The following is a 24,462-nucleotide window of genomic DNA, read 5'->3' as shown; positions in this document are numbered from 1 at the left end:
GTCCTTCGCTGTGTCTTTCCGGCTACCCCGTGCTGGCAGACGGGTGAGCCTGCGCCAGGGTTGCACAGCGGATCCTGAGGACCGTCTGAGAAATCCGGTCGCCGCGGCCGGGCTCCTGCGGCCGCCGCGCCCCTCGCCACCTGCGATTTCGGCCAGTCTGGCGCCATTGATTCCCCCGGGAGCGGCTGCCGGTGCTGTGGTACATCTCTCAAAAGGTCACAGGAAGATCACGACGTGGTGGCGGGTGGGGGAACGCAAAGAACCTCCCCGCCACCGAGCGGTGACGGGGAGGTTCCTGGGCCGTGGTGCGGATCAGTCGTTGCCGTTGCCCGAGGAGGGCGTGGTCTTGGCGATCTGCATCAGGAACTCGGCGTTGGACTTCGTCTGCTTCATCTTGTCGAGAAGCAGCTCGATGGCCTGCTGCGAGTCGAGGGCGTGCAGCACGCGGCGGAGCTTCCAGACGATCGCCAGCTCCTCGCCACCCAGGAGGATCTCCTCCTTGCGGGTGCCCGAGGGGTCGACGTCGACGGCCGGGAAGATGCGCTTGTCGGCGAGCTTCCGGTCGAGCTTGAGCTCCATGTTGCCGGTGCCCTTGAACTCCTCGAAGATCACCTCGTCCATGCGCGAGCCGGTCTCGACGAGCGCGGTGGCCAGGATGGTCAGCGAGCCGCCGTCCTCGATGTTGCGCGCGGCACCGAAGAACTTCTTCGGCGGGTAGAGCGCGGTCGAGTCGACACCACCGGACAGGATGCGGCCCGAGGCCGGGGCGGCCAGGTTGTAGGCGCGGCCCAGACGGGTGATCGAGTCGAGCAGGACGACCACGTCGTGGCCCAGCTCCACCAGGCGCTTGGCGCGCTCGATGGCCAGCTCGGCGACGGTGGTGTGGTCCTCGGCCGGACGGTCGAAGGTCGAGGAGATGACCTCGCCCTTGACCGACCGCTGCATGTCGGTGACCTCTTCCGGACGCTCGTCGACCAGGACGACCATCAGGTGGCACTCGGGGTTGTTGGTGGTGATCGCGTTGGCGATCGCCTGCATGATCATGGTCTTACCGGTCTTCGGCGGGGCCACGATCAGACCGCGCTGGCCCTTGCCGATGGGGGCGACCAGATCGATGATGCGGGTCGTCAGCACGCCCGGGTCCGTCTCCAACCGCAGGCGGTCCTGCGGGTAGAGCGGGGTGAGCTTGCCGAACTCCGGGCGGCCGCGGCCGGTTTCGGGCGCCATGCCGTTCACCGAGTCCAGACGCACCAGGGCGTTGAACTTCTCGCGGCGCTCGCCGTCCTTCGGCTGCCGGACCGCACCGGTGACGTGGTCACCCTTGCGCAGGCCGTTCTTGCGGACCTGGGCGAGGGAGACGTAGACGTCGTTCGGGCCCGGGAGGTAGCCGGAGGTCCGGATGAAGGCGTAGTTGTCGAGGATGTCCAGGATGCCCGCGACGGGGATCAGGACGTCGTCCTCGGAGACCTGCGGCTCGTTGCCGAAGTCGTCACGGCCACGACGGCCACGACGGTCGCGGTAGCGGCCGCGACGGCCACGACGGCCGCCCTCGAAGTCGTCCTCGTCCTGCAGGCCGCCGCCCTGGGGGCCGCGGTCGCCGCGGTCGCCGCGCTGCTGGCGGTCGCCGCTCTTCTGGCCGGCGTCGCCGTCGCGGCCGCCCCGGCGGTCGCGGTCACGGTCGCGGTCGCGCTGGCCGCGCTCGGCACGCTCGCCGCGCTCGCGGCGCTCGCCCTTCTGGCCGCGCTCGGCGCGGTCCTGGCGCTCGCCGGCCTTGGCGCCCTTGCCCTCGGCGGTGTCCACGGCGGTCTCCGCCTTGGCCTCGGCACGCTCCTCGGTGCGGACCTCGGTCTTGGCCTCGGTGCGGGCCTCGGCGGCCGGCTCGGGGCTGCCCGCGGCCGCGGTGGCGCGGCGGCGGCGGCGCTCGCCGGCCGGGGCCTCGTCGCTGCTGGGCTGGCCCGGGATCTCGATCTGCTGCTGGGCAGCCTTCTCGGCGGGCTTGTCGGCCGCGGTCTCACCCGTACGGGCGCGGGAGGTGGCGCGACGCTTCGGCTTGGTCTCGGTGGCCTCGGCGGCGGGCGCCTCGGTCTTGGCGGGCGCGGCGGAGCCGGCCTGCCTCTCCTTGATGACCTCGATCAGCTGGCCTTTGCGCATCCGCGCGGTGCCCTTGATGCCGAGGCCGGAAGCGAGCTGCTGGAGCTCGGCCAGGACCATGGCGTCGAGGCCCGTGCCCGAGCGGCGCCGCTTGGGGGCGGTGGCAGCACCGGTGGCAGGCGCGGCGGGAGCGTCCGTGGCGGGCGCGGAGGCATTGCCGGCGGCGCCGGCGTTCACGCCCATCAGATCGGTGGTGTCGCTCACGAAGGGGTCCTTCCCTGGAGCGGGCGTCGGCCTGTCTGGCTCGGCGACCGGTTGTGCTGTCCGGCTGCGGTCCTTGAGTGCGGACCGGGCCGGGGCGGTGGTCCGCCGCGTTACGGCGGAAGAATCAGTGCATTGGTGCCGGCGTGAAGAATGAGGGAAGGGCACGACATAACACTTCACTCATGTCGCCCACGCCGATTCCGGAGCGTGCTCGAAACTGCTCAGGCAGGCTGCTCAGGCAGTTGGGGAGGCTCCCGGAAGAAAAGCGGTCCCTGATCGGGACACAGCGCACCGAGCCGATGTGGCTTCGAGTGCAGACTTGAGGTTAACACTACCGGATCCCACAAACATTCCCCCTCTCCAAGACCGGCAACCGCGTTTTTCGTGGGCCCGGGGTGCCCGGGCGCCACGGATCAGGCGAGCGGCAGCACGCTCGTCCCCCCGGCGTCGAGGGCCAGCCGGTTGGCCGCCCACCCCTCGCCCGCCAGCTGTGCGACCTTCTCGGCCGCACCGTTCTCGACCAGCGCGAGGACCGTGGGGCCCGCGCCGGAGATGACTGCAGGGACGCCGTCCGCCCGCAGTCGGTTGACCAGGGCCACGCTCTCCGGCATCGCCGGGGCGCGGTATTCCTGGTGGAGCCGGTCCTCGGTGGCCGGCAGCAGCAGCTCGGGACGCCTGGTCATGGCCTCCACGAGCAGTGCCGCGCGCCCGGCGTTGGCGGCTGCGTCCACATGGGGGACGCTGCGCGGCAGCAGCCCGCGCGCGGTCTCGGTCAGCACGGGTCTCGACGGCACGAAGACCACCGGAACGATGGAATCCGCCGGGTCCATCCGAATGGCGCGGGCGACGCCCGACTCCATCCAGGCGAGGGTGAATCCACCGAGCAGACAGGCGGCGACGTTGTCCGGATGGCCCTCGATCTCGGTGGCCAGCTCCAGCATCGCCGCGTCGTCGAGCCGCTCGGCCCCGCCTATGGTCACGGCGCGGGCGGCGACGATGCCCGCGCAGATCGCGGCGGAGGAGGAGCCCAGGCCCCGGCCGTGCGGAATGCGGTTGGCGCAGACGACCTCCAGGCCGCGCGGCTGGCCGCCGAGCAGGTCGAAGGTGGTGCGCAGGGACCGGACGAGGAGATGACGCTCGTCGCGCGGAAGGGTGTCGGCGCCCTCCCCGGCGATGTCGATGTGCAGCCCGGATTCCGCCACCCGGACCACGACGTCGTCGTAGAGCCCCAGGGACAGGCCGAGTGCGTCGAAGCCGGGGCCGAGGTTTGCGCTGGTGGCGGGGGTGCGCACTCGGACGGCGGCGGCGCGGAATGCGGGACCGGCCATCGCTCGATGACTCTCCTTGGTGTGGCCTTGGCAGGGCGTGCGACATCCGCAAGGGCCGCGACGGCGATGCCGCGTGGGGGCGGCACGGTCAGCGACGGGGCGGAGTGAGCACAGCCTATCGAAGGAAGGTTCAGTGGCGACATAGGGCGCACAGGAGGCGCACGATGCGTGTCGCGCCATCACCTGTGCTTCTTTGTCGGCTTTAAGCCCTGGTGAGCGGGTTGTCGGGGCACTTTTCGGCCGTGTTCCCCGGCCGTTTCGTTGCCGGCCCCGACAAACCCGCCGGGTGGTTACGCCAGGCCGAGGTGCTCGGCGGCCGCGCCGGCGTCCACCGGCACGGTGACGGGCTGGGGCGCACCGGCCACCGCCCAGTCCGGGTCCTTGAGGCCGTTGCCCGTGACCGTGCAGACGATGCGCTGGCCCGGGTCGACGAGGCCCTGCTCCGCGGCCTTGAGCAGACCGGCGACGCTCGCGGCCGAGGCCGGCTCGACGAAGACGCCCTCCTGCGAGGCCAACAGGCGGTAGGCGGCCAGGATCTGGCGGTCGGTCACCTCGTCGATGAGGCCGCCGGACTCGTCCCGGGCCTGCTCGGCGAACTGCCAGGAGGCCGGGTTGCCGATCCGGATCGCGGTGGCGATGGTGTGCGGGTCCTTCACCGGCGTCCCGCGCACGATCGGCGCAGAACCGGAAGCCTGGAATCCCCACATGCGGGGGGTGCGGGAGGCGAGGGCGTCGGCCGCGTACTCCCGGTAGCCCTTCCAGTAGGCGGTGATGTTGCCCGCGTTGCCCACCGGCAGGACGTGGATGTCGGGCGCGTCGCCGAGGGCGTCCACGATCTCGAACGCGGCGGTCTTCTGGCCTTCGATACGCACCGGGTTGACCGAATTGACCAGCGCCACCGGATAGTTGTCCGACAGGGAGCGGGCCAGGTCCAGGCAGTCGTCGAAGTTGCCGTCGACCTGGAGGATGCGGGCGCCGTGGACGAGGGCCTGGCCCATCTTGCCGAGCGCGATCTTGCCCTGCGGCACCAGGACGGCACAGACCATGCCGGCCCGCACCGCGTAGGCCGCGGCGGAGGCGGAGGTGTTGCCCGTGGAGGCGCAGATGACGGCGCGCGCTCCCTCTTCCTTCGCCCGGGTGATGGCCATGGTCATGCCGCGGTCCTTGAAGGACCCGGTGGGGTTGGCGCCCTCGACCTTGAGGTGGACCTCGCAGCCCGTGCGCTCGGAGAGCACCTGCGCCGGGACGAGCGGGGTGCCGCCCTCGCGGAGGGTGACGACCGGCGTGTCGGCCGTGACCGGAAGACGGTCGCGGTACTCCTCGATGATGCCGCGCCACTGGTGGGTACGGGCGCCGCCGGGGCGGTTGGTGTTGGCAGACATAGCTTTCGTAATCCCCTTAGATCCCGGTGCCCTACTCGCCCTCGACCCGCATGATGCTGGCCACGCCACGGACGGTCTCCAGCTTGCGCAGCGCCTCGACCGTCGCGGACAGCGCGGCGTCGGCGGCCCGGTGGGTGACCACGACGAGGGACGCCTCGCCGTCCTTGCCCTGCTGGCGGACCGTGTCGATGGACACCCCGTGCTCGGCGAAGACGGTGGCGACCTGCGCGAGCACACCGGGCTTGTCGGCCACGTCCAGGCTGATGTGATAGCGCGTCACCACGTCGCCCATCGGGCTCACCGGCAGCCGCGTGTAGGCGGATTCGCCCGGGCCGGTGGACTCGGCGAGCTTGTTGCGGCAGACGGCCACGAGGTCGCCGAGGACCGCGGAGGCGGTCGGCGAGCCGCCCGCGCCCGGGCCGTAGAACATCAGCTGCCCGGCTGCCTCGGCCTCGACGAACACCGCGTTGTACGCCTCGCGCACCGACGCCAGCGGGTGGCTGAGCGGAATCATCGCCGGGTGCACGCGGGCGGTGACGGACTGCCCGTCGGCGGCCCGCTCGCAGATCGCCAGGAGCTTGATGGTGCAGCCCATCTCCTTCGCCGAAGCGAAGTCCGACGCGGTGACCTCCGTCATGCCCTCGCGGTAGACGTCGTCGAGGCGCACGCGGGTGTGGAAGGCGATCCCGGCGAGGATGGCGGCCTTGGCCGCGGCGTCGAAGCCCTCCACGTCGGCCGTCGGGTCGGCCTCGGCGTAGCCGAGCGCCGTGGCCTCGTCGAGCGCCTCGGAGTAGCCGGCGCCGCTGGAGTCCATGCGGTCGAGGATGAAGTTGGTCGTGCCGTTGACGATGCCCAGCACGCGGTTGACCTTGTCGCCGGCCAGGGACTCGCGCAGCGGCCGGACCAGCGGGATGGCACCGGCCACGGCGGCCTCGTAGTAGAGGTCCGCGCCGTGCCGCTCGGCGGCGGCGTGCAGGGCGGCGCCGTCCTGGGCGAGCAGCGCCTTGTTCGCGGAGACCACGCCGGCACCGTGCTCAAAGGCCGTGGTGATCAGGGTGCGGGCGGGCTCGATGCCGCCGATGACCTCGACGACGACGTCGATGTCGCCGCGTTTGACCAGCGCGGTGGCATCGGTGGTGATCAGCTCCTCCGGCACCCCGGCACGCACCCGGCCGGTGCGGCGCACGGCGATCCCGGCGAGCTCCACGGGCGCCCCGACGCGCTGCGCGAGGTCGTCCGCGTGCGTCGTCATGATGCGCGCCACCTCAGAGCCGACCACTCCACAGCCCAGCAGCGCCACCTTCAGCGGACGCGTACGCATCATCCGACCTCGTTTCTCGCACATCTTTGGTAGATACCAGTCTCACTCACTGGATGGGGGATCCCTCCCCCGGTCCAGTATCCGAGATGGGTATGTCTGTTTTCCTCAGCATGTCCCGGCGGAGTCCTTCCGCCGGGATCTTTCAGCCGGAGCCGTCGGCCCCTCAGCCGACGTCTCAGCCGACGTCGAGACGGAGCAGGTCCTCCTCCGTCTCGCGCCGGACGATCACCCGCGCCTCGCCGTCCCGCACGGCCACCACCGGGGGCCTCAGGGCGTGGTTGTAGTTGCTCGCCATCGAGCGGCAGTACGCGCCGGTGGCCGGGACGGCGAGCAGGTCGCCGGGCGCCACGTCGGCGGGCAGGAAGGCGTCGCGCACGACGATGTCGCCGGACTCGCAGTGCTTGCCGACGACGCGGGAGAGCATCGGCTCGGCGGTGGAGGTGCGGGAGACCAGCGCGACGGAGTACTCGGCGTCGTAGAGCGCGGTACGGATGTTGTCGGACATGCCGCCGTCGACGCTGACGTACGTCCGCAGCCCCGGGAGCTCCTTGATCGTGCCCACCTCGTACAGCGTGAACGCGGTGGGGCCGACGATCGCCCGGCCCGGCTCGACGGAGATCCGCGGCACGGCGAGCCCGGCGGCCGCGCACTCGCGGGTGACGATGTCGCGCAGGGCCACGGCGATCTCGCGGGGCTCGCGCGGGTCGTCGTCGGAGGTGTACGCGATGCCGAGGCCGCCGCCCAGGTCGATCTCGGGCAGCTCGACGCCGTGCTCGTCGCGGACCTCGGCGAGCAGCTTGACGACGCGGTGGGCCGCGACCTCGAAGCCGGACGTGTCGAAGATCTGCGAGCCGATGTGGGAGTGGATGCCGATGAGCTCCAGGGCGTCGAGCTTGAGCGCCCGGCGCACGGCCTCGGCCGCCTGCCCGCCGGCGAGCGGGAGGCCGAACTTCTGGTCCTCGTGGGCGGTGGCGATGAACTCGTGCGTGTGCGCCTCGACACCGACCGTCACCCGGATCTGCACGCGCTGGCGCGTGCCGAGCCGCTCGGCGATGTGCGCGACGCGCACGATCTCCTGGAAGGAGTCGAGCACGATGCGCCCGACGCCGGCCTCGACGGCCCGGGTGATCTCCTCGGCCGACTTGTTGTTGCCGTGCAGCGCGATGCGCTCGGCGGGCATGCCGGCGGCCAGCGCGGTGGCGAGCTCGCCGCCGGAGCAGACGTCGAGGTTGAGCCCCTCCTCGTGCAGCCAGCGCACGACGGCGCGGGAGAGGAACGCCTTCCCCGCGTAGAAGACGTCGGCGTCGGGCCCGAAGGCGTCCCGCCAGGCACGGCACCGCGCCCGGAAGTCGTCCTCGTCGAGGAAGTAGGCGGGCGTGCCGAACTCCTCGGCCAGCTGCTTGACGTCGATCCCGCCGACGGTGACGACGCCCGCGGCGTCGCGGGCGACGGTCCGGGACCACACGCGGGCGTCGAGCGCGTTGAGGTCGGCGGGCGGCGCGGTGTAATGACCCTCGGGAAGGACGTCGGCGTAACGGGGCCCGGCGGGGTGGGCGGAGCGGCTCATGGTGGCGATCCCCTTTTTTACAGATGTGCGGGTGCGGTGATGCCGAGCTGGTGCAGGCCGTCGGCGAGCACCGTGCCCGTGGCCTCGGCGAGGGCCAGGCGGGCGCGGTGGACGACCGAGGGTTTCTCGTCCCCCCGGGGCAGCGTGGGACGGTCGGCCTGCCACCGGAGGAAGGCGTCGGCGACCCGCTCCAGATGCCGGGCTACTCGCTCGGGGGCGCGCGTGGAGCTCACCCGGGCGTGGTCGCCGAGGGCGGCGAGCAGCGGTGCGGCGCTCTCGTCGCGGACGTCGCCGGCTTCGGACGCGAAGCCCAGGTCCCCGGCGTTGCGCAGCAGCGCCCGGCTACGGGCGTGGGCGTACCGGACGCGGAAGAGGGGGTTGGTCTCCCGCTGGACGAGCAGCAGGTCGCGGTCGAGGCCCGGGGGGCACGTCAGGCTCCAGCGCGCGGCATCGGAACCGAGCCGGGCGAGGAGGGCGGCGGGGGGCTGCAGCGGGAGGGGCTCGCCGGCGAGGTCCGCGGCGAGGAGCTCGCGGACGACGTCGCCGCGGGAGGCGGTGTCGAGGGTGATGTTGAGGAAGCCGGGCTCGGCGACCTCGACGCGGGCGATACCGGGCCGGCCGGCCAGCCGCCCCCGCAGCAGCTCGGCGATCTCCCGGGCGGGCCGTCCGCTCTCCTTGGCGAGCTGCAGCGCGACGTTGGTGGCGTAGTCCCCGCACCCCGGCCGGGGCGGCACCCGCACGCTCACCCGCGCCGGCACCGTGGCGCGCAGCTCGTCGGCCTCGACGGCGCAGCGCACGGTGTGCAACACGGTGCGGGAGAGATCGGCGGGGGTCACAAGGCAAGCCTAGGGGAGAGGGGGGTCCCTTCCGCGAACAGGTTTCACCCTGCGGGACGGACCACCGGCTCCGCGTCCCCCGGCGCCACGGCTCCCGGCATGAGCCTGCGCACCAGCCGGACCATCTCGGCCGGCTCGAAGGGCTTGGCCAGGAAGGCGTCCACCCCCGCGGACCATCCGCTCTCGGCCTCGGGCTGCGTGCAGGCGCTGATGATCGCGATCGGGATGTCCCTGGTCCGCGCGTCGGCCCGCAGCCGGGCGGCCGTGTTCAGCCCGTCGAGCCGGGGCATCACGACGTCCAGGGTCACCACATCGGGACGCACCCGGTGCACGATCTCCAGGCACTCGGCACCATCGGCCGCGGTCACGACCTCGAAGCCTTCGAGCTCAAGGTTGACCCTGATCAACTGCCGGATGACCCTGTTGTCGTCCACAACAAGGACCCGGCCGGACAAGCCAGGCACACCCCGAGAGTAGGCGCGCCCCCCTTCCCGCGTCCGGCTTTTCCCCACTTCCACCCCGCCCGGGCGACCACGACCCCGTTTTCGATCACCGTTGCCGCACACCCCCCGGGAGCTGGTAATGTTCTTTCCGTCGCCGCGAACGAGCGGACGACACGCCCCCGTAGCTCAGGGGATAGAGCAACGGCCTCCGGAGCCGTGTGCGCAGGTTCGAATCCTGCCGGGGGCACTTCGCAGGAAGTGCCCGAAGACCCCGTCACCAGCGGAAACGCTGAGACGGGGTCTTCGCGTATGTGCGGGCGTATGCCGTTCGGAGCGGGCGTGCGTCGGGAGCCACGGACGAGGCGGGGACGGGATCTTGAGGCGCTCCGTAGTGAAGCGGCTTCCGAACAGCCCCGACCCGGACAGGTCATACGGCCGGGCGAAGGCTTGGTTCAGCGGCCCGCAGCCCGACGGCGTGCACCTGCTGCGGGTCACCCTGCGGCATGACCTCGGCGTCGAGGCCGAGCCCGACTTCGGACGCACCGAGCCCCCGGCGCCGACGGGGGGCGGGCCGGGGGCTCGGGAGGGCGGCTGCGGGGGATTCAGCCGCCCCAGCTGCTGTCGTTGGTGCCCTTCGTGCCGGAGCGCTGGGCCGGCACGGGGGTGACAACGACATGCTGGGAGGAGGCGCTCGCCTCGGTGGCCGTGGGGGTGGAGTCGGCCGTGAGGCCGGGGGCGGCCAGGGCGAGCAGGGCCGCGGCCACCGGAAGGGTGACCAGGGCGGCGATGCGCTTCATGGAGTCCTCTTGAGATCGCGGGGTGTGGAGGGGCGCCGGTGTCGGCCGACAGGACCAATATGCGGGGATGTGCGGCCCGGCAGCCAGGGATCACGCGTGTCACCAAACTGCCGTGCACGAAAGAGAATGGGGAATAAATCGGGGCAATACTGGGCCTATCAGGGTTTTCAGGCTGCGGTAGCGGTGATCCCCGGGCCCGCTTCGCGGAAGACCCGGTAGAGGTCCGGCCGGTCGGTCAGGAAGATGCGGTCGTGCGGGGTGGAGTGGCGCAGCACCAGGGCCGGCCAGGGTGAACGGGCGATGGGTACGGTGGCGTTGCGGACGCTCCTGTCGTTGTTCTCGGGGAAGAACTCGCCGGTCGTCAGGCCCTGTGCCAGGAGGTCCGGCTTCACCCGGCGGCGTACCTCGGTCAGGACGCGGTCCGGTACGGCCAGCGCCGTGTACACCACGATCCGACAGCTCAGCAGCGCCTGCGCGGGGGGCAGGCGGCCGGCCTCCTCGGCGAACTCCCGTGCCGAGCCGCGCAGGTGCGTCACCAGGTCCGCGGCACAGACGCCCGGCAGCCCGCACTCGGTGAGCTCGACCCGCTCCTCCCGCAGCGCCCTGGGCATGTACGGGCACAGCGTGCCGGGCCTGCCGAGGGCCGGGACGGGGGTGCCCAGCTCGTCGCGCGCCCAGCGGGCGGTCTCCGCCGCCCAGGCGGGGGCCGTGGGGTCGTCCAGGACCCGGGAGGCGTTGACCCGGGTGGAAGGGAAGGACATCCGGTTCCCCTCTCGAACGGTTTGTACGAGAGAGTCTTCCGTCCTCGCCCATTCCCCTCAAGTCACGTGATGTCGGGACCCGTACGCCGCACCCAGGGGCCCCTGCGCGGCATCGACGCGGCCGGAGCGGCCACGTGGGGGCGGCCGAAGGAGGCGGCGAGCAGGGCGAGCTGGGTGCGGTTGCGGATGCCCGTCTTGCCGCGGATCCGGCGCAGGTAGGTGTCGACGGTGTGGGCGCTGACGCCCATGCGGCGGGCGATCGCGGCGTAGGTGTGGCCGTCCGCGAGGTGGCCGAGCACTTCGAGCTCGCGCTCGGAGAGCACCGCCAGGGGTTGCGGAATCCCTTGATTCATCCTGTCGTGTCGCCTTCCTGTGGGGGCGCGGGCTCCGTCGGTTCACCGCATTACGGGCATTCGTCGTTAAGATCCGCACAGCGGTTCGGGCCCGGGACATCCCGTGGTGGGGGCTTGGCCGGCGGGTCCAGCCTGCCGGATTCCCGGTTCCGCCACCACGCACGGAACGGATCACCAAGCTGCCTGGCAGCAAGGCGAGCAGGGGATGAGTATGGACATACGCGACGATCGCGCCTCTGAGCCCTCATCGGCACCCTCGACGGGCCCCGCGGCGGGCCCCACGGCCCCCCTGCAGACCGACCCACCGGCCCCACCCGCCCCGCCTGTCCCGCCCGCACCGCCCGTTCCGCTCGGCGAGGACGAGACCGCCGTCTACGGCTGGGTCCTCGACCACCAGAGCGCCGACCCCTCGCGGGCCGCCGCCGACCTCGGCATCGCCCCGGAGGCCGGCCGCGCGGCGCTCGACCGGCTGATCGCCCTCCGGCTGGTCGTCCCCGAGCCCGTAGCCGGAGCGAACCCCGGCCGCCCGGCCCCGGCCCGCGCCGTCGACCCCGATGCCGTCGTCACCGCGCTCACCGCCCCCTTACAGGAGTCGATCCACGAGAGCCAACTCAGGCTCCAGCGCGTGCGCGACGACTTCGAACGGCTCAGAGAACGCTTCCTGCGCGGCCGCGCCGAAGCCTCCCCGTGCTCGCTGGAGGTCATCCCCAGTCTGGAGGAGGTCCGCGCCGCACTCAACCGTGCCTCCGCCGAGTGCCGCACGGAGATGATGACCAGCCAGCCCGGCGGCACCCGCGACCCCGAGGCCATGACGGAGGCCCTCGCCCGCGACACCGCCCTGCTGGAGCGCGGCATCCGGATCCGCACGCTCTACCACCACACCGCCCGTTTCAACGGGCCCAGCCAGGCGTACGTCGCCGCGGCCTCGGCGCTGGGAGCCGAATACCGCACCGCACACGAGCTGTTCGGCCGGATCATCATCTTCGACCGCGAACTGGCCTTCATCCCCGATCACCTCGGCAGCTGGGGAGCCGTCGCCATCCGCGACCCGTCCGTCGTCGCCTACCTCTGCGAGATATTCGAACAGACCTGGACCCACGCCACGCTCTTCTCCGAGGCCGGCCAGGACGGGCTCGAACGCGTCGCCAAGGAGGTCGACCTCACGATCATCCGGCTGCTCGCAGCCGGCCTGAAGGACGAGTCCATCGGCCGCAGACTGGGGATGTCCCTGCGCACCACCCGCCGCCACATCGCCGACATCATGGAGACGCTGGGCGCCGAAAGCCGTTTCCAGGCCGGGATCCTGGCCTCCCGGGCAGGGCTGATCGACGACGGGCCGACCGGAAGCACCACGGCCGCCGCCGGGCCGGCGAGCGGTGGCGACGCCGCGACGCCCCAGCCGTGACGCCCCCGCCGTAACGCCCGCACCTCCACCCTCACGGGACCGTGAATTCGTGACTGGCGCGCCACCGCCGTCCGGGGCAGGCTCCCTCCAGGAGCCGACCGGCCGGAGGGGACCGTGCACAACGCCGACGTCAGGGACGCGGTCCGCTCGTACGCCGCGGACATCGCGCTCGCCCTGTCGGTGCACCGCGGTGTCGACCCCGCCCTGGTGTGGCCGGACACCGAGCCGTCCGGTCTCCTCGACGGGCTCGCCACCCACGCCGCGGCCCGGCTGGCCACCGCGCCGGCCGAGCCGTCCCCGGCGGCGCTCGTGGCGGCCGGCCCCGAAGCCGGTCCGTTGTCCGGCTTCCTGGGCGAGGCGCTCGGCTGTGCCGTGACCGCCCGCTACGGTTACGCGCCGCCCGGGGTCCCGGGCCGGGAGATCCTGGCCGACGGTGACCTGCTCGTCATTCCCGTCGACCGCGGCTGCGACTGCAGCGTCCACCCGCCGGCCCGCCCCGCCCCCTTGCGCATGCGTCTGCTCAAGGGGGAAGTGCTCTACGTGCCGCAGGACTTCGCCATGCGGGTCTCCGGCCGGCACGCGTCCTCGCCGTTGCTGGTCATCACCTTCCCCTCCCCCGGCGCCCCGGGCGTCAGATCTTCGGGAAGTCGAATCCGTACCCCTGCTCCTTGAGCCAGGTGATGCAGCGGGCCAGCGCCTCGACGCTCTGGCTGCGTTCCCCTCCGCCGTCGTGGAGGAGGATTATGGGCCCGTTGCCGATCTCGCGCTTGACCGTTTCGACGATGCGTTCCACGCCCGGCCGCTGCCAGTCGTGGGTGTCGACGCTCCAGCCCAGCGGCCGCATGCCGGCGCCGGCGGCGACCTGACGGCTGTACGGGGTGAAGGCGCCGCCGGGAGCGCGGTAGTAGCGGACCTTGGCGCCGCCCGCCACGCCCTCGATCATCTTCTGGGCGTCCAGGACCTGTTGCTTCTGGTACTCCTCGGACCGCTTGTCCATCGCGGTGTTGTGGTCGACGGAGTGGTCGCAGAGCCGGTGGCCCTCGGCGACGACCTGTTTGACGAGCCCGGGGAACGCCTTGGCCGACGGGCCGATCATGCAGAAGGTGGCCTTGACGCCGTTCTCCTTCAGCACGGCCAGCGTCTTCGGCGTCCACTTCGGGTCCGGCCCGTCGTCGATGGTGAGGGCGACGGTCCTGCCGCCGCGCTCGGTCTCGTGGGCCAGCTCCGCCGAGACCGGGCCGGACGGCCCGGCGTCGGGGGCCGGCCCGGGCGCTCCCGGCGTGCCGGTGCGCCCCTTCCCCTCGTCAGGGGACGGCACCACCGGCCCCTGGGTGAACGGATCCCTGCCGCCGGAGTCCTCCGTGGCCACCGCCACGGTCCCCGATATCACCCCCGCGAGCGCCAGTACCCCTCCCGCTGCGATCGCGATGTGCCGCCTCTGGGCAGTCAGTCGAGCCATGGACTTCCCACACCCCCTCGCGCACCCGTGTGTGTCCCTGCCCGCGTAGACGGTCCGCCTACCGCACGACGTTCCGTCACGCGCCATTGCTCACAGAATTCAGACAGGACACGCACCCGGTCCATGTAAAGTCCCGGATTAGCGCACTACTGTTACTCTTCCGCGACCGCCTCGGCGATCGCCCCGGCGATCTCCTCCGTGCGCGCGGCCTCTTCCGCCGCGAATCGTCGGGCGTCGATCTCCTCGGCGATCTCCTCGTCCTGCGCCATGAGTTGATCGAGATTCGCATCGCCCATCTCGAACACCCCCATGTCCGCGTAGGCACGCTGGAGCCTTTCGCCCCACAGGCCGATGTCCCGCACACACGGCACAATGCGGCTGAAGAGCAACTTCCGGAAGATCTGGAGGTACTCGGAGCGCTCGCTGAGCCGGGCGGCCTCGGCGGCCGGGATGCCGAAGCCGGTCAGCACCTCCTCGCCGCGCAGCCGGTCGCGCATCAGGTAACAGCCCTCGATCACGAACTCCTCGCGCTCACGCAGTTCGGCGTCCGAAAGCTGCTTGTAGTAGTCCCGCAACGCCATCCGGCCAAAAGCGACGTGGCGTGCCTCGTCCTGCATGACATAGGCGAGGATCTGCTTCGGAAGGGGTTTTTCCGTCGAATCGCGCAGCATTCCGAAGGCCGCGAGGGCGAGACCCTCGATCAATACCTGCATACCGAGGTAGGGCATGTCCCAGCGGGAGTCGCGCAGGGTGTCGTCCAGCAGCGACTGCAGGCTGGTGTTGACCGGATAGAGCATTCCGATCTTCTCGTGCAGGAATCGGCTGTAGATTTCCACGTGCCGGGCCTCGTCCATGGCCTGGGTGGCGGAGTAGAACTTCGCGTCCAGGTCCGGCACGGACTCCACGATGCGGCTCGCGCACACCAGCGCCCCCTGTTCCCCGTGCAGGAACTGGCTGAACTGCCAGGAGGCGTAGTGGCGGCGCAGGTCGCGCTTGTCGGCCTCGCTCATCCGCGTCCAGTAGGGGGTGCCGTAGACGGTGAGGTTCTCGTCGGGCACGCCGAGCGGGTCGTAGGGGTCGACCTCCTGGTCCCAGTCGATGCGCTTGGCGGCGTCCCACTGCTTGTCCTTGCCCTTGCGGTAGAGGGCGAGGAGCCGTTCGCGGCCGTCGTCGTAGTCCCAGCCGAAGCGGGCGGCGCCGCTGGCGGGCACCTCCCACGTGGGGCGGCCGGGGTCCTGTACGTAGAGCTCACGGGTCGTCATGGACGTCTCCTGTCCCTTGCCGGCGTGGCACGCATGGGTATTCGGCAGGCTCACACGGCTTTTGTCGCGGGGTCAATCACCCGGAGGGGGCGGTGCGACAGGGCTTGACGACCCTTGCTGACAAGCGGTCTCATAAGAACTTACCTGGGGTAACTCGAACATGAGGTGGAACCGGCCATGACGACCACGCCCGATGGACACCTGCTCCGGCTCCAGGACGCGCTGGGCCCGCTCAAGGACCGCGAGCACGTCGCCGAGCGCCTGCTCGACGCCTCCGCGAAGCACTCCTTCGACCCCGGCACCGCACTCGACTGGGCCGCGCCCCCCGAGCCCGGCAAGTGGTACTGGCCCCCGGAGCTGGTCTCCCTCTACGGCACCCCGCTGTGGCGGCGGATGCCGGAGGAGCAGCGCATGGAGCTCGCCCGGCACGAGGCCGCCGCGCTCGCCTCGCTGGGCATCTGGTTCGAGATCATCCTGATGCAGCTGCTGGTCCGGCACGTCTACGACAAGCCCGTCACCAGCGCGCACGTCCGCTACGCGCTCACCGAGATCGCGGACGAGTGCCGGCACTCGACGATGTTCGCCCGCATGATCGAGAAGGGCGGTGCCCCCGCCTACCCCGTCGGCCGGCTCCACCACAACCTGGCCCGGGTCCTGAAGACCGTCTCGACCACGCCGGGCTCCTTCGCCTGCACCCTCCTCGGCGAGGAGATCCTCGACCACATGCAGCGGCTGACCTTTCCCGACGAGCGCGTCCAGCCCCTCGTCCGCGGCGTCACCCGCATCCACGTCGTGGAGGAGGCCCGCCACGTGCGCTACGCCCGCGAGGAGCTGCGGCGCCAGATGGCCACCTGCCCGCGCTGGGAGGCCGCGCTGACGCGCGTCAGCGCGGGCGAGGCGGCCCGCGTCTTCTCCGTCGCGTTCGTCAACCCGCAGGTCTACACGGCCGTCGGCCTGGACCGTCGCGAGGCCGTCGCCCAGGTCAGAGCCAGCGCCCACCGCCGCGAGGTGATGCAGACGGGCGCCCGCCGCCTCACGGACTTCCTGGACGAGATCGGGATCCTGCGGGGCGTGGGCCGGCGGCTGTGGAAGAGCTCGGGCCTGCTGGCCTGAGGGCCGCCGGACACCCGGCGGGGCTCCGGGGCCGCGGGGCGGCCCGTTACCCTGCCGTGCATGACCGGCAGCGGAACCGCCTCCTACCGCAGGCTCAGCGTCCCCGAGCGCCGCGCCCAGCTGATCGCCGCGGCGCTCGGCCTCTTCGCGCACCGCACCCCCGAGGACGTCTCCCTCGACGACGTCGCGGCCGCCGCCGAAGTCTCCCGGCCGCTGGTCTACCGCTACTTCCCCGGCGGCAAGCCGCAGTTGTACGAGGCCGCCCTGCGCAGCGCCGCCGACGACCTTCAGCTGTGCTTCGCCGAGCCGCAGACCGGCCCCCTCGCGGGCCGGCTCGCCGCCGCGCTCGACCGCTACCTCGCCTTCGTCGACGAGCACGACGCCGGCTTCAGCGCCCTGCTGCAGGGCGGCAGCGTCGCGGAGACCTCCCGCACGGGAGCCATCGTCGACGAGGTGCGCCGGGCCGCCGCGGGCCAGATCCTCAAGCATCTGGCGGTGCCCGACCCGGGGGTGCGGCTGCGCATGATGGTGCGCACGTGGATAACGGCCGTCGAGGCGGCGTCCCTGATCTGGCTGGACGAGGAGAAGCAGCCGCCCCTGCCACAGCTGCGCGACTGGCTGGTCGACCACTTCGTGGCCCTGCTCACGGCCACGGCGGCGAGCGACCCGCAGACGGCCTCGGTCACCCGTGCCGCGCTGGCCCTGGAGCCGGCCGAGGGGCGGGTGGGCGAGCTGGCCCGCCGGGTGGCGCCGGTCGTCGCGGAGGCCCGGCACCTGCTGTGACCCCCGCCGGCCACGGCGGTATCCGAGTGACCCGGAGGGCGTCCGCGGCCCCTGCTGCCAAGGGAGGGACGCCGCTGACGGAGACTGGGCGGCGTGAGAAGCGAAGAGACGCCCTTCGAGGGCGGCCCCCTGGACGGGCGCGTGCTGCCCGTGCTCGTGGGCGTGAACGGGCTGCCGCCCAAGACGTACAAGGTCCCCGTGCCGGCCGTCGAGGAGGGCGGTGCGCCGACCGTGTACGTCTACCGGCGCGTCCCGGCGGCCACCACGCGCCGGCTCGGGCTGCCGAAGGGGTGGAAGTACCTCTACGAGCGCGAGGGCACCGGAGGCGACGGCGGTCTGCGCTGGCCCTGGTCCCGTCCGCCGCAGCAGCCCCCGGCGTCCTAGCCGCCACGTGAGTGACGATCCGTCAACGGAGAGTAAATCACATTAGGCGGTTTCGCCCACAGCGCCCCTGTTAGTAATACTGCGCATGGCACGATCCTCCACAAGGGCGTGATCATGTCTGCCAACGGAGGTGACCCTGTGTCAGGACGGTTCGTGCGCACGGTGTGCACGGCGGCGCTCGTGGCGGGCACCGCCCTCGCCGCCGTACCCGCGCCGCCGGCGGGCGCGGCACCCGCCGCACCCGCGGCCCCGCCGGACCAGCCGGTCAGTGCGCTGCTGAACCGGCTCCAGACGCTCTACCGGGAGGCCGAGGAGGCCACGGAGACCTACAACGCGACCGAGGAGAAGCTGAAGAAGCAGCGCGCCGAGGTCGAGCGGCTCACCGACCAACTGGCCGACGCCCGCATCGCGCTGACGGACAGCCGCAACGACGCCGGCCGGCTCGCCCGCGAGCAGTACCGCGGCACCCACGGCAGCTCCCTCTCCCCCTACATGGAGTTCCTGCTCAGCGCCGACCCGCAGCAGGCCCTGGACCGCAGCCACGAGATCAGGCGGGCCGCCGGCCGCCGGGCGTCCACCGTGGACCGCCTCTCCAGCGGTGAACAGCGGGCCGCCGGCCTCGCCCAGCGCGCCCGCCAGGCGCTCAACAGCCAGCAGACCCTGGCCGCCGACCAGAAGAAACAGCAGGACGCGGTCAAGGGGAAGCTGGCCGAGGTCGAGCGGCTGCTGGCCTCGCTGTCCCCGTCCCAGCTCACCGAGCTGCGCTCGCTGGAACAGCACGGCATAAGCGAGGCCCAGCGCAAGCTGCTCGCCTCGGGTGCGCTCGGCCCGCGTGCGCTCGGCGGCGCCCAGGCGCCGTCCAGAGCGGGCAGCAAGGCCCTGGAGTACGCCTTCCAGCAGGTCGGCAAGCCCTACGTGTGGGGCGCGACGGGCCCGGACTCCTTCGACTGCTCCGGGCTGACCTCCCAGGCGTGGGCCCGGGCGGGCGGCGCCATCCCCCGCACCAGCCAGGAGCAGTGGAAGTCGCTGCCCAGGGTGCCGCTGAACCGGCTGCGCCCCGGCGACCTCGTCCTCTACTTCGAGGGCGCCACGCACGTGGCCCTCTACATCGGAGGCGGCCAGGTGGTCCAGGCCCCCCGGACCGGCGACGTCGTCAAGATCTCCCCCATCGCCTCCAACCCGCTGCTGGGCGCGGTCCGCCCGGACGCGGACCAGGCTCCGATGAGCTCCTACACACCACCGGCACCGCCCGCCGGCTGACACCTGCCGGGCCACCGGCGCGGGCCGGCGGCCGCGGGGTCCTCACCCCGCGGCCGCCAGTGCCTCCGCCACGTACGCCTCGGCCTTCGCCGCCTCGAAGAAGTAGTCCTCGAAGTCCGACGGGTCGTCGAAGCCGTTGGCGAAGCGGTCGGCGACCCGCTGCAGGCCGCCCGCCGCGCCGAGCAGGCTGCGCACGTGCCCGGCCTGCGGCGCCAGCATGGCGTTGGTCCACCGGGTGACGTGCCGGGCCGACGCCCAGTAGCGCTCGAAGGCCGTCCGCATCCAGTCCGCGTCGAAGGGTTCCTCGCCCCGCTCCACGATCGAGGCGAGGTAGGACGCCGCGCACTTGGCGGCCGAGTTGGAGCCCTGCCCGGTCAGCGGGTCGTTGACGACGACGGCGTCGGCGACGCCGAGGACCAGCCCGCCGGAGGGCAGCCGCCCGACGGGGTCGCGGACCGTGGGGGCGTAGCGCCCGGCCAGGGTGGCGCGGGCGTCGGTCAGCTCGACCGCGGTGGCGCGCCCGTACTCCCAGGGCACGAACCGCTCCAGCAGCTCCAGGGTGCGGGCCAGGTGCGCGCCGGGGCCCTCCACGTCGTGGAAGACGTCGAGGGGTCCGCCGGGCACGCCCTCCCAGAAGAGGATGTCGGCGCGGCCGGAGGTGGTGAGCGTGGGGATGACCCACAGCTCGCCGACGCCGGGCACGAGGTTGCAGCGGGCGGCGTCGTACTCCGGGTGCTCGGCGCGGGGCCCCAGGCCGTGGACGTAGGCGAGGGCGAGGGAGCGCTGCGGGGCGGCGTACGGGGAGCGCGCGGGGTCGCGGGCGAACAGCGACACCAGCTCGCCCTTGCCCGCGGCGACCAGCACCAGGTCGTAGCGGTGGGCCAGGAAGTCGAGGTCGGAGACGGCCGCGCCGTGGACGACGAGCCGGCCGCCGCGCTCGGCGAAGGTGTCCAGCCAGCCGGCCATCTTCACCCGCTGGTCGACGGACTGGGCGTGGCCGTCGAGCCGTCCGACCCAGTCGACCAGGCGTTGCACCCCGGGCACGCCGGGCACGGTGCCGGCCACCGAGATGCCGAGGCCCTCGACGCGCGGGGCGAGGCCCTCCCAGAAGTTCAGGCCCAGTTCGCGCTCGTAGCGCAGGGCCGTGCGGAACATGATCTGGGTGGACATGACCCGCCCGGAGCGGATCTCCTCGGCCGTCCGGTTCGACATGACCGTCACGTCGTACCCCTTGCCCTGCAGCCCCAGGGCCAGCTGGAGTCCGGACTGGCCGGCTCCGACTATGAGAATCCGTCGCACGGGGTGTGCTCGCCTCCGCTCGGTGTTCAGGCAGGGTTGACGTCGAGGGCCCGGCCGACGAGGGTCAGCAGTGTGTCGACGACGGTGATCCGCTGCCGGGCGTCCATGGTCACGACCGGTACGTCCGGGGCCAGGGCGAGCGCCTCGCGCACGGCCCGGGCCTCGTGGCGGGGCGTGCCCTCGAAGTGGTTGACGGCCACGACGTAGGGCAGGCCGCCGCTCTCGAAGTAGTCGAGGGCGGGGAAGCAGTCGGCCAGCCGCCGGGTGTCGACCATGACGACCGCGCCGATGGCACCGCGCACCACGTCGTCCCACATGAACCAGAACCGCTGCTGGCCGGGGGTGCCGAAGAGGTAGAGCACCAGGTCGGCGTCGAGGGTGATGCGCCCGAAGTCCATGGCGACGGTGGTCGTCGACTTGCCGGGGACGGCGGTGGGGTCGTCCGTGTCCTGCCCGGCGGTCGTCATGACCGCCTCGGTGCGCAGCGGGGTGATCTCGGAGACCGAGCCGACGAAGGTGGTCTTCCCGACGCCGAAGCCCCCGGCAATGACGATCTTCGTGGCGGCGGGGGCCCGGGTCAGGTCCGTCTGCCAGCACGGCGTCCGGTCGGCCGACGGGTCCCGGGCCTCCGTCGCGTCAGAGTCTGCGAAGTCCACTCAGCACCCTTTCGAGCAGCGCACGGTCGGGCCGCCCGCCGGCGTGCCCGCTGCCGTAGACGCGGATCCTTCCCTGGTCCGCCAGGTCGCCGAGGAGCACCCGCACGACGCCCAGGGGCATCTTCAGCAGGGCGGCGACCTCGGCGACCGACCGCAGCCGGCGGCAGAGGCCGACGATGGCGCGGACCTCGGGCAGCAGCCGGGAGGCCATCCCGCCACCGGGGGCCGCATCGGGCGGCGGGCCGCTCTCGCCGGCCGGGGCCGCCGCGACGAAGGTCTCCACGAGCAGCAGGTGCCCGAGGCGGGTGCGCCCGCCGGTGACCGAGTACGGGCGTACGCGCGCGGTCCGCAGGGCCGGCGCGGGGCCGGCGGGAGCGCACAGCTCCCGGGCGGCGGCACTCATCCGACGGCCTCCACCGACTGACGGAGCTCGCGGCGGAGTTCGGGGGTCAGGACGTGTCCGGCCCGGCCCACGAACAGTGCCATGTGGTAGGCGACGACGCTCATGTCGCAGTCGGGCGCGGTGTGGACGCCCAGCAGGGAGCCGTCGCTGATGGTCATGACGAACAGGCCGCCGCCGTCCATCGCGACCATCGTCTGCTTGACCGCGCCGCCGTCCATGAGCGTCGCCGCGCCGGTGGTCAGGCTGCCCAGCCCGGCGACGATCGTGGCGAGGTCGGCGGTGGAGCCGCGCGGGCCCTCCGATCCCGGCCCGGTGGGGGTGGGCAGGCCGGGGATGCCGGGCGGCCTGGAGTGTTCGGGGGACGACGACAGGAGCAGCAGCCCGTCGGAGGAGACGACGGCGACGGACAGCACGCCCGGCACCTCCTCGACGAGATCGGTCAGCAACCAGTGCAGGTTGCGGGCCTCCTCGCTCACGCCGAAGGCCGTGACACCGGTGGGGCCGACGGGGGTCACCGGCGTCGCCCCCTGGGAAAATGCAGTCAACCGCGTGCCTCCTCGACAGTGCCGCCCTCGTCCGGCGCCCCTGCTCGGTTCCGTTCCGTACCACGTTCAAGCCCCGTCAGCTCCGCCTCGGCGTCGCGGCGTCCCTCCCGTGCCCCCTGCTGGAATCCGGCGAGCTTGCGGCGCAGCGCCTCGGCGTCCACCCCCTGGCGCACGCTCAGCGGCACCGGCTTCTGCGCCACGACCCGCGGTGTCCGCCGGGGCAGGTCAGGGGCGGGGGCGGGCTCGGCGGCCCGGCCGGGCTGACGCCGCGGCTCCGGCCGCAGGACCTCCGGGCGCAGGACCTCCGGGCGCAGGGGTTCGGCGCGCGGGGTGCGGGGCGGCGGCGGGGCCTGGCGGCCGTGGCGGCCGGCGGGCGAGGGGGGCGGGCCCTGGTCCGGGGCGGGGCGGCGCACCGTCGTCAGCTCGATAGTCCGGTCGTCCATGCCCACCCAGGGGGCGTGCCGCCGCGGTCCGGGCACCGGCGCCGTGACGTGCGGGGAACGACCGGGCAGCGTGTGGGAGTTGGCCTCCGCGACCGCTCCCGGCAAGTCGCCCTGGGGCGCGGTGCGCGCCGCGCCCGGCACCGGGGGGGCGGTGGCGGGGTCGGTGACGGCCGGGGGCCCGGCGGGCAGCAGGTGGCCGGGGAGCACCACGACGGCGGTGATGCCGCCCGGCCGCTGCTCGCGCAGCTGGACCCGTACGCCGTGCCGGGCGGCGATGCGCGCCACCACGTACAGGCCGAGGCCCATCACGGGCTCGCCCCGCTCGCCGCTGCGGGTGCGCTGCGGGTCGGGGTCGGCCTCGGCGAGCAGGGCGTTGAGCTCGTCCAGCCGCTCGGGGGCCATGCCGATGCCCTCGTCCTGGATGGAGAGCATGACCTCGCCGTTCTCCAGCAGCCAGCCGGAGACCTGCACCTGGACGTCCGGCGGGGAGAAGGCCGTCGCGTTCTCCAGCAGCTCGGCGACCAGGTGGCTCACGCCGTCGGCGGCGGGGCCCAGGAGCTGGGCCCGTGCCGGGAGGGAGTGGATGCGCACCCGCTCGTAGCGCTCGATCTCGCTGACGGCGGCCCGCAGGACGTCCAGCAGGGGAACGGGCCCGGTGTGGCCGCCGCCGTGCTCGGATCCGGCGAGGCCGAGGAGGTTTTCGTTGTGGCGCCGCATGCGGGTGGCGAGGTGGTCGAGTTTGAAGAGCACGGCGAGGCGGTCGGGGTCCGCCTCGTGGGCCTCCATGGACTCGATGACGGTCAGCTGCTGCTCGACGAGGCCGAGCGTGCGCCGCGAGAGGCTGACGTAGGTGGCGTGCACCCGCCCGGAGAGGCCGGCCATGTGCTCGGTGAGCTCCTGGAACCTGCCGCGCAGCGCGTCGCGCTCGTCGGCGAGGTCCTGCCGGGCCACGTCGAGGCGGTTGCGCTCGCCCTCCAGCAGCGAGATGCGCTCGCGCAGCCGGACGACGGTGCCGTGCAGCACGTTGACGGAGCGGGCGACCTCGGCGAATTCGTCGTCGCGGCCGCGGAAGGAGACCGGCTCCTTCGCCACCGGGTCGGCGCACACGCGGCGGGCGCCCAGCCTCAGGGCGGCGAGCGGCCGGGTCATGGAGCGGGCGGTCTGCACTCCGGTGCCGAGCACGAGGAGGAAGGCCAGGGCGGCGAGCGCGGCGCGGACCTCCAGGGCGGTGACGTCGTGGGCGCGCAGGCCCGCCAGGCGGGCCATCTCCTCGGTGGCGAGCCCGGATTCGAGGCCGCGCAGCTGGTCGATGCGGGCGGTCAGCTCGGCCCGGACGGGGCCGGGCCGCTCGGTCTCGGAGGCCGTGGGCTGCGGCCGGGCGGCGAGCCGGGCCAGCCGGGCCTCGGCCGCGGTGACCTGCGGGCCACTGACGGTGCGGGCGTACTCCTCGCGCAGGCCGGCGGGGGCCAGCTGGCGGAAGTCGGCGAGCGCGGCCCGTTCCCGCACGTCCGTCTGCTGGGCCGTCAGGGCGAGCTGCGGCTGGGTGCCGCGCGCGGCCAGCGCGGCCAGGAGCAGGCCGCGGGTGGCGGACGCCTCCTCGACGGCGCGCCCGAGCGCGGGCAGGGCGACCGCCTCGCCGGACTGGGCGCGGGACGGCAGCCGGTGGGTGAGGCCGGCGGCGGCGGTGTGCAGGGCCTGGACGGTGGTGGTGTAGGCGCCGAAGGCGGCGAGGGCGTCTCCGGGCCCGGCCAGGGCGCGGCGGCGGACCTCGGGCAGGTCGTCGAGGCGGCGGCGCAGCGAGGCGGGGGCCGCCGCGCGGAACTCCTGGATCTGCCGGTCGACGCGGGAGCGCTGGTCCTCGGAGACGCCGCCGGCGAAGGAGGGTGCACCGCCGCGGCCGCCGGCCACGTACTCGGTCATGGCGTCGCGTTCGTCGGCCAGGGAGTGGGCGAGGGCGACGGAGGCGCTGCCGGTCCGGGCGAGGGCGGCCAGGCGCCGGGAGTCGCTCAGGTCGCGTATGGCGTCGGCGATGCCGAAGGCGCTCGCGCCGAGGGCCGCGAGGGAGGCGACGGCGACGGAGGCGATGAGGCGGTTGCGCACGCGGGCGGTGCGCTCCGGCACCGTCGTGGTCTGCTGGTCGCGCTGGCCGCCGCGAAGCTGCTTCTTCCGCACCGGTGCTCGCAATCTGCTGTCGTCCGTGCCCCACCCTGGTGGCCCCTGGCTGGTGGCACCCACCGCATTCCCCCGGCAAGTGCTCCATCAGGTAAACCGCCCGGCATGCCGGAAGGATGCGCGTCAACCGCCGCG

The 24,462-nt window shown here is 72.9% G+C and carries 23 protein-coding genes and 1 tRNA gene; 7 read left to right on the top strand and 17 right to left on the bottom strand.

Annotation, left to right across the window (positions count from 1 at the left end):
* Positions 1-312 precede the first annotated feature (312 nt).
* From rho to IE182_RS12235, 7 genes are all read right to left on the bottom strand, one after another.
* A complete protein-coding gene (rho, locus tag IE182_RS12265; RefSeq protein WP_190109793.1) occupies positions 313-2,355 on the bottom strand; it encodes a transcription termination factor Rho in 2,043 nt (680 codons plus the stop codon).
* A 413-nt stretch (positions 2,356-2,768) separates the two neighbouring features.
* Positions 2,769-3,683 (bottom strand): homoserine kinase, encoded by a 915-nt coding sequence (thrB, locus tag IE182_RS12260; RefSeq protein ID WP_190109792.1) that lies wholly within the window; start codon positions 3,681-3,683, stop codon positions 2,769-2,771.
* Positions 3,684-3,973: 290 nt separating this feature from the next.
* Positions 3,974-5,065, bottom strand: coding sequence for a threonine synthase (thrC, locus tag IE182_RS12255; RefSeq protein WP_190109791.1), 1,092 nt, complete (start codon positions 5,063-5,065; stop codon positions 3,974-3,976).
* Between the two features lie 31 nt (positions 5,066-5,096).
* Positions 5,097-6,389, bottom strand: coding sequence for a homoserine dehydrogenase (locus IE182_RS12250; protein WP_190109790.1), 1,293 nt, complete (start codon positions 6,387-6,389; stop codon positions 5,097-5,099).
* A gap of 172 nt (positions 6,390-6,561) precedes the next feature.
* Entirely contained in the window at positions 6,562-7,953 is a 1,392-nt protein-coding gene (gene lysA / locus IE182_RS12245; protein WP_190109789.1) for a diaminopimelate decarboxylase, read from the bottom strand.
* A gap of 17 nt (positions 7,954-7,970) precedes the next feature.
* Complete coding sequence (gene nrtL / locus IE182_RS12240) at positions 7,971-8,789, bottom strand: ArgS-related anticodon-binding protein NrtL (RefSeq protein ID WP_190109788.1); 819 nt, start codon at positions 8,787-8,789, stop codon at positions 7,971-7,973.
* Positions 8,790-8,833: 44 nt separating this feature from the next.
* Positions 8,834-9,301 (bottom strand): response regulator, encoded by a 468-nt coding sequence (locus IE182_RS12235; protein ID WP_190109787.1) that lies wholly within the window; start codon positions 9,299-9,301, stop codon positions 8,834-8,836.
* A 106-nt stretch (positions 9,302-9,407) separates the two neighbouring features.
* Between IE182_RS12235 and IE182_RS12230 the strand changes: the two genes are divergently transcribed.
* Positions 9,408-9,479 (top strand) — tRNA-Arg (locus tag IE182_RS12230).
* Between the two features lie 355 nt (positions 9,480-9,834).
* Here IE182_RS12230 and IE182_RS12225 read toward each other — a convergent pair.
* From IE182_RS12225 to IE182_RS12215, 3 genes are all read right to left on the bottom strand, one after another.
* A complete protein-coding gene (locus IE182_RS12225) occupies positions 9,835-10,029 on the bottom strand; it encodes a hypothetical protein (RefSeq protein ID WP_190109786.1) in 195 nt (64 codons plus the stop codon).
* 167 nt (positions 10,030-10,196) lie between these two features.
* The gene (locus IE182_RS12220; protein WP_190109785.1) at positions 10,197-10,790 is read right to left on the bottom strand and encodes a DUF6875 domain-containing protein; all 594 of its coding nucleotides are present in this window, start codon (positions 10,788-10,790) and stop codon (positions 10,197-10,199) included.
* A 62-nt stretch (positions 10,791-10,852) separates the two neighbouring features.
* Complete coding sequence (locus IE182_RS12215) at positions 10,853-11,143, bottom strand: response regulator transcription factor (RefSeq protein ID WP_190109784.1); 291 nt, start codon at positions 11,141-11,143, stop codon at positions 10,853-10,855.
* Positions 11,144-11,348: 205 nt separating this feature from the next.
* Here IE182_RS12215 and IE182_RS12210 point away from each other — a divergent pair, with 205 nt between their 5' ends.
* Positions 11,349-12,548, top strand: coding sequence for a helix-turn-helix transcriptional regulator (locus IE182_RS12210; protein WP_229844758.1), 1,200 nt, complete (start codon positions 11,349-11,351; stop codon positions 12,546-12,548).
* Positions 12,549-12,662: 114 nt separating this feature from the next.
* On the top strand, positions 12,663-13,220 hold the full coding sequence (locus IE182_RS12205; protein WP_190109783.1) for a hypothetical protein: 558 nt from the start codon (positions 12,663-12,665) through the stop codon (positions 13,218-13,220).
* On the opposite strand, the gene IE182_RS12200 is transcribed toward IE182_RS12205, so the two are convergent.
* Positions 13,180-14,007 carry a polysaccharide deacetylase family protein gene (locus IE182_RS12200; RefSeq protein ID WP_190109782.1) on the bottom strand — a complete coding sequence of 276 codons (828 nt, stop codon included), beginning with the start codon at positions 14,005-14,007 and terminating at the stop codon, positions 13,180-13,182. The genes IE182_RS12205 and IE182_RS12200 overlap by 41 nt on opposite strands.
* Before the next feature lie 152 nt (positions 14,008-14,159).
* Positions 14,160-15,269 (bottom strand): ferritin-like domain-containing protein, encoded by a 1,110-nt coding sequence (locus IE182_RS12195; RefSeq protein WP_190109781.1) that lies wholly within the window; start codon positions 15,267-15,269, stop codon positions 14,160-14,162.
* A 177-nt stretch (positions 15,270-15,446) separates the two neighbouring features.
* On the opposite strand from IE182_RS12195, the gene IE182_RS12190 reads away from it, so the two are divergent.
* The 4 genes from IE182_RS12190 to IE182_RS12175 all read left to right on the top strand — a co-directional run bounded on the left by IE182_RS12190 (position 15,447) and on the right by IE182_RS12175 (position 18,809).
* Positions 15,447-16,382: an AurF N-oxygenase family protein gene (locus tag IE182_RS12190; RefSeq protein WP_190109780.1), complete on the top strand. Its 936-nt coding sequence runs from the start codon at positions 15,447-15,449 to the stop codon at positions 16,380-16,382.
* Between the two features lie 60 nt (positions 16,383-16,442).
* Positions 16,443-17,165, top strand: coding sequence for a TetR/AcrR family transcriptional regulator (locus tag IE182_RS12185; RefSeq protein WP_190109779.1), 723 nt, complete (start codon positions 16,443-16,445; stop codon positions 17,163-17,165).
* A 93-nt stretch (positions 17,166-17,258) separates the two neighbouring features.
* The gene (locus tag IE182_RS12180) at positions 17,259-17,549 is read left to right on the top strand and encodes a DUF8847 domain-containing protein (protein ID WP_190109778.1); all 291 of its coding nucleotides are present in this window, start codon (positions 17,259-17,261) and stop codon (positions 17,547-17,549) included.
* A gap of 138 nt (positions 17,550-17,687) precedes the next feature.
* Complete coding sequence (locus tag IE182_RS12175) at positions 17,688-18,809, top strand: C40 family peptidase (RefSeq protein WP_229844757.1); 1,122 nt, start codon at positions 17,688-17,690, stop codon at positions 18,807-18,809.
* 42 nt (positions 18,810-18,851) lie between these two features.
* Here IE182_RS12175 and IE182_RS12170 read toward each other — a convergent pair whose 3' ends face one another.
* From IE182_RS12170 to IE182_RS32440, 5 genes are read right to left on the bottom strand one after another with little or no spacing between them, the layout of a single operon-like run.
* The gene (locus IE182_RS12170; protein ID WP_190109776.1) at positions 18,852-20,108 is read right to left on the bottom strand and encodes a styrene monooxygenase/indole monooxygenase family protein; all 1,257 of its coding nucleotides are present in this window, start codon (positions 20,106-20,108) and stop codon (positions 18,852-18,854) included.
* Between the two features lie 26 nt (positions 20,109-20,134).
* On the bottom strand, positions 20,135-20,764 hold the full coding sequence (locus tag IE182_RS12165; protein WP_190109775.1) for a GTP-binding protein: 630 nt from the start codon (positions 20,762-20,764) through the stop codon (positions 20,135-20,137).
* Positions 20,745-21,167 (bottom strand): DUF742 domain-containing protein, encoded by a 423-nt coding sequence (locus IE182_RS12160; protein ID WP_190109774.1) that lies wholly within the window; start codon positions 21,165-21,167, stop codon positions 20,745-20,747. The genes IE182_RS12165 and IE182_RS12160 overlap by 20 nt, the downstream gene beginning before the upstream one ends.
* Positions 21,164-21,712 carry a roadblock/LC7 domain-containing protein gene (locus IE182_RS12155; RefSeq protein ID WP_190109773.1) on the bottom strand — a complete coding sequence of 183 codons (549 nt, stop codon included), beginning with the start codon at positions 21,710-21,712 and terminating at the stop codon, positions 21,164-21,166. Before IE182_RS12155 ends, IE182_RS12160 begins: the two co-directional genes overlap by 4 nt.
* Positions 21,709-24,327, bottom strand: a complete 2,619-nt coding sequence (locus tag IE182_RS32440; protein WP_190109772.1) for a sensor histidine kinase — start codon at positions 24,325-24,327, stop codon at positions 21,709-21,711. Before IE182_RS32440 ends, IE182_RS12155 begins: the two co-directional genes overlap by 4 nt.
* Positions 24,328-24,462 lie beyond the last annotated feature (135 nt).

Source organism: Streptomyces cinnamoneus (genome assembly GCF_014650495.1).
GTDB lineage: Bacteria > Actinomycetota > Actinomycetes > Streptomycetales > Streptomycetaceae > Streptomyces > Streptomyces cinnamoneus.
Note: the sequence above shows the minus strand (reverse complement) of the source record. Positions and strands in the feature narration are given on the sequence as shown.

Coding starts and splice junctions, on each gene's coding strand:
- IE182_RS12200 (WP_190109782.1), bottom strand. CDS start 14,007: ATGGCTCGACTGACTGCCCAGAGGCGGCACATCGCGATCGCAGCGGGA.
- lysA (WP_190109789.1), bottom strand. CDS start 7,953: ATGAGCCGCTCCGCCCACCCCGCCGGGCCCCGTTACGCCGACGTCCTT.
- IE182_RS12220 (WP_190109785.1), bottom strand. CDS start 10,790: ATGTCCTTCCCTTCCACCCGGGTCAACGCCTCCCGGGTCCTGGACGAC.
- IE182_RS12190 (WP_190109780.1), top strand. CDS start 15,447: ATGACGACCACGCCCGATGGACACCTGCTCCGGCTCCAGGACGCGCTG.
- thrC (WP_190109791.1), bottom strand. CDS start 5,065: ATGTCTGCCAACACCAACCGCCCCGGCGGCGCCCGTACCCACCAGTGG.
- IE182_RS12215 (WP_190109784.1), bottom strand. CDS start 11,143: ATGAATCAAGGGATTCCGCAACCCCTGGCGGTGCTCTCCGAGCGCGAG.
- IE182_RS12185 (WP_190109779.1), top strand. CDS start 16,443: ATGACCGGCAGCGGAACCGCCTCCTACCGCAGGCTCAGCGTCCCCGAG.
- IE182_RS12225 (WP_190109786.1), bottom strand. CDS start 10,029: ATGAAGCGCATCGCCGCCCTGGTCACCCTTCCGGTGGCCGCGGCCCTG.
- IE182_RS12210 (WP_229844758.1), top strand. CDS start 11,349: ATGAGTATGGACATACGCGACGATCGCGCCTCTGAGCCCTCATCGGCA.
- IE182_RS12250 (WP_190109790.1), bottom strand. CDS start 6,389: ATGATGCGTACGCGTCCGCTGAAGGTGGCGCTGCTGGGCTGTGGAGTG.
- IE182_RS12195 (WP_190109781.1), bottom strand. CDS start 15,269: ATGACGACCCGTGAGCTCTACGTACAGGACCCCGGCCGCCCCACGTGG.
- IE182_RS12160 (WP_190109774.1), bottom strand. CDS start 21,167: ATGAGTGCCGCCGCCCGGGAGCTGTGCGCTCCCGCCGGCCCCGCGCCG.
- thrB (WP_190109792.1), bottom strand. CDS start 3,683: ATGGCCGGTCCCGCATTCCGCGCCGCCGCCGTCCGAGTGCGCACCCCC.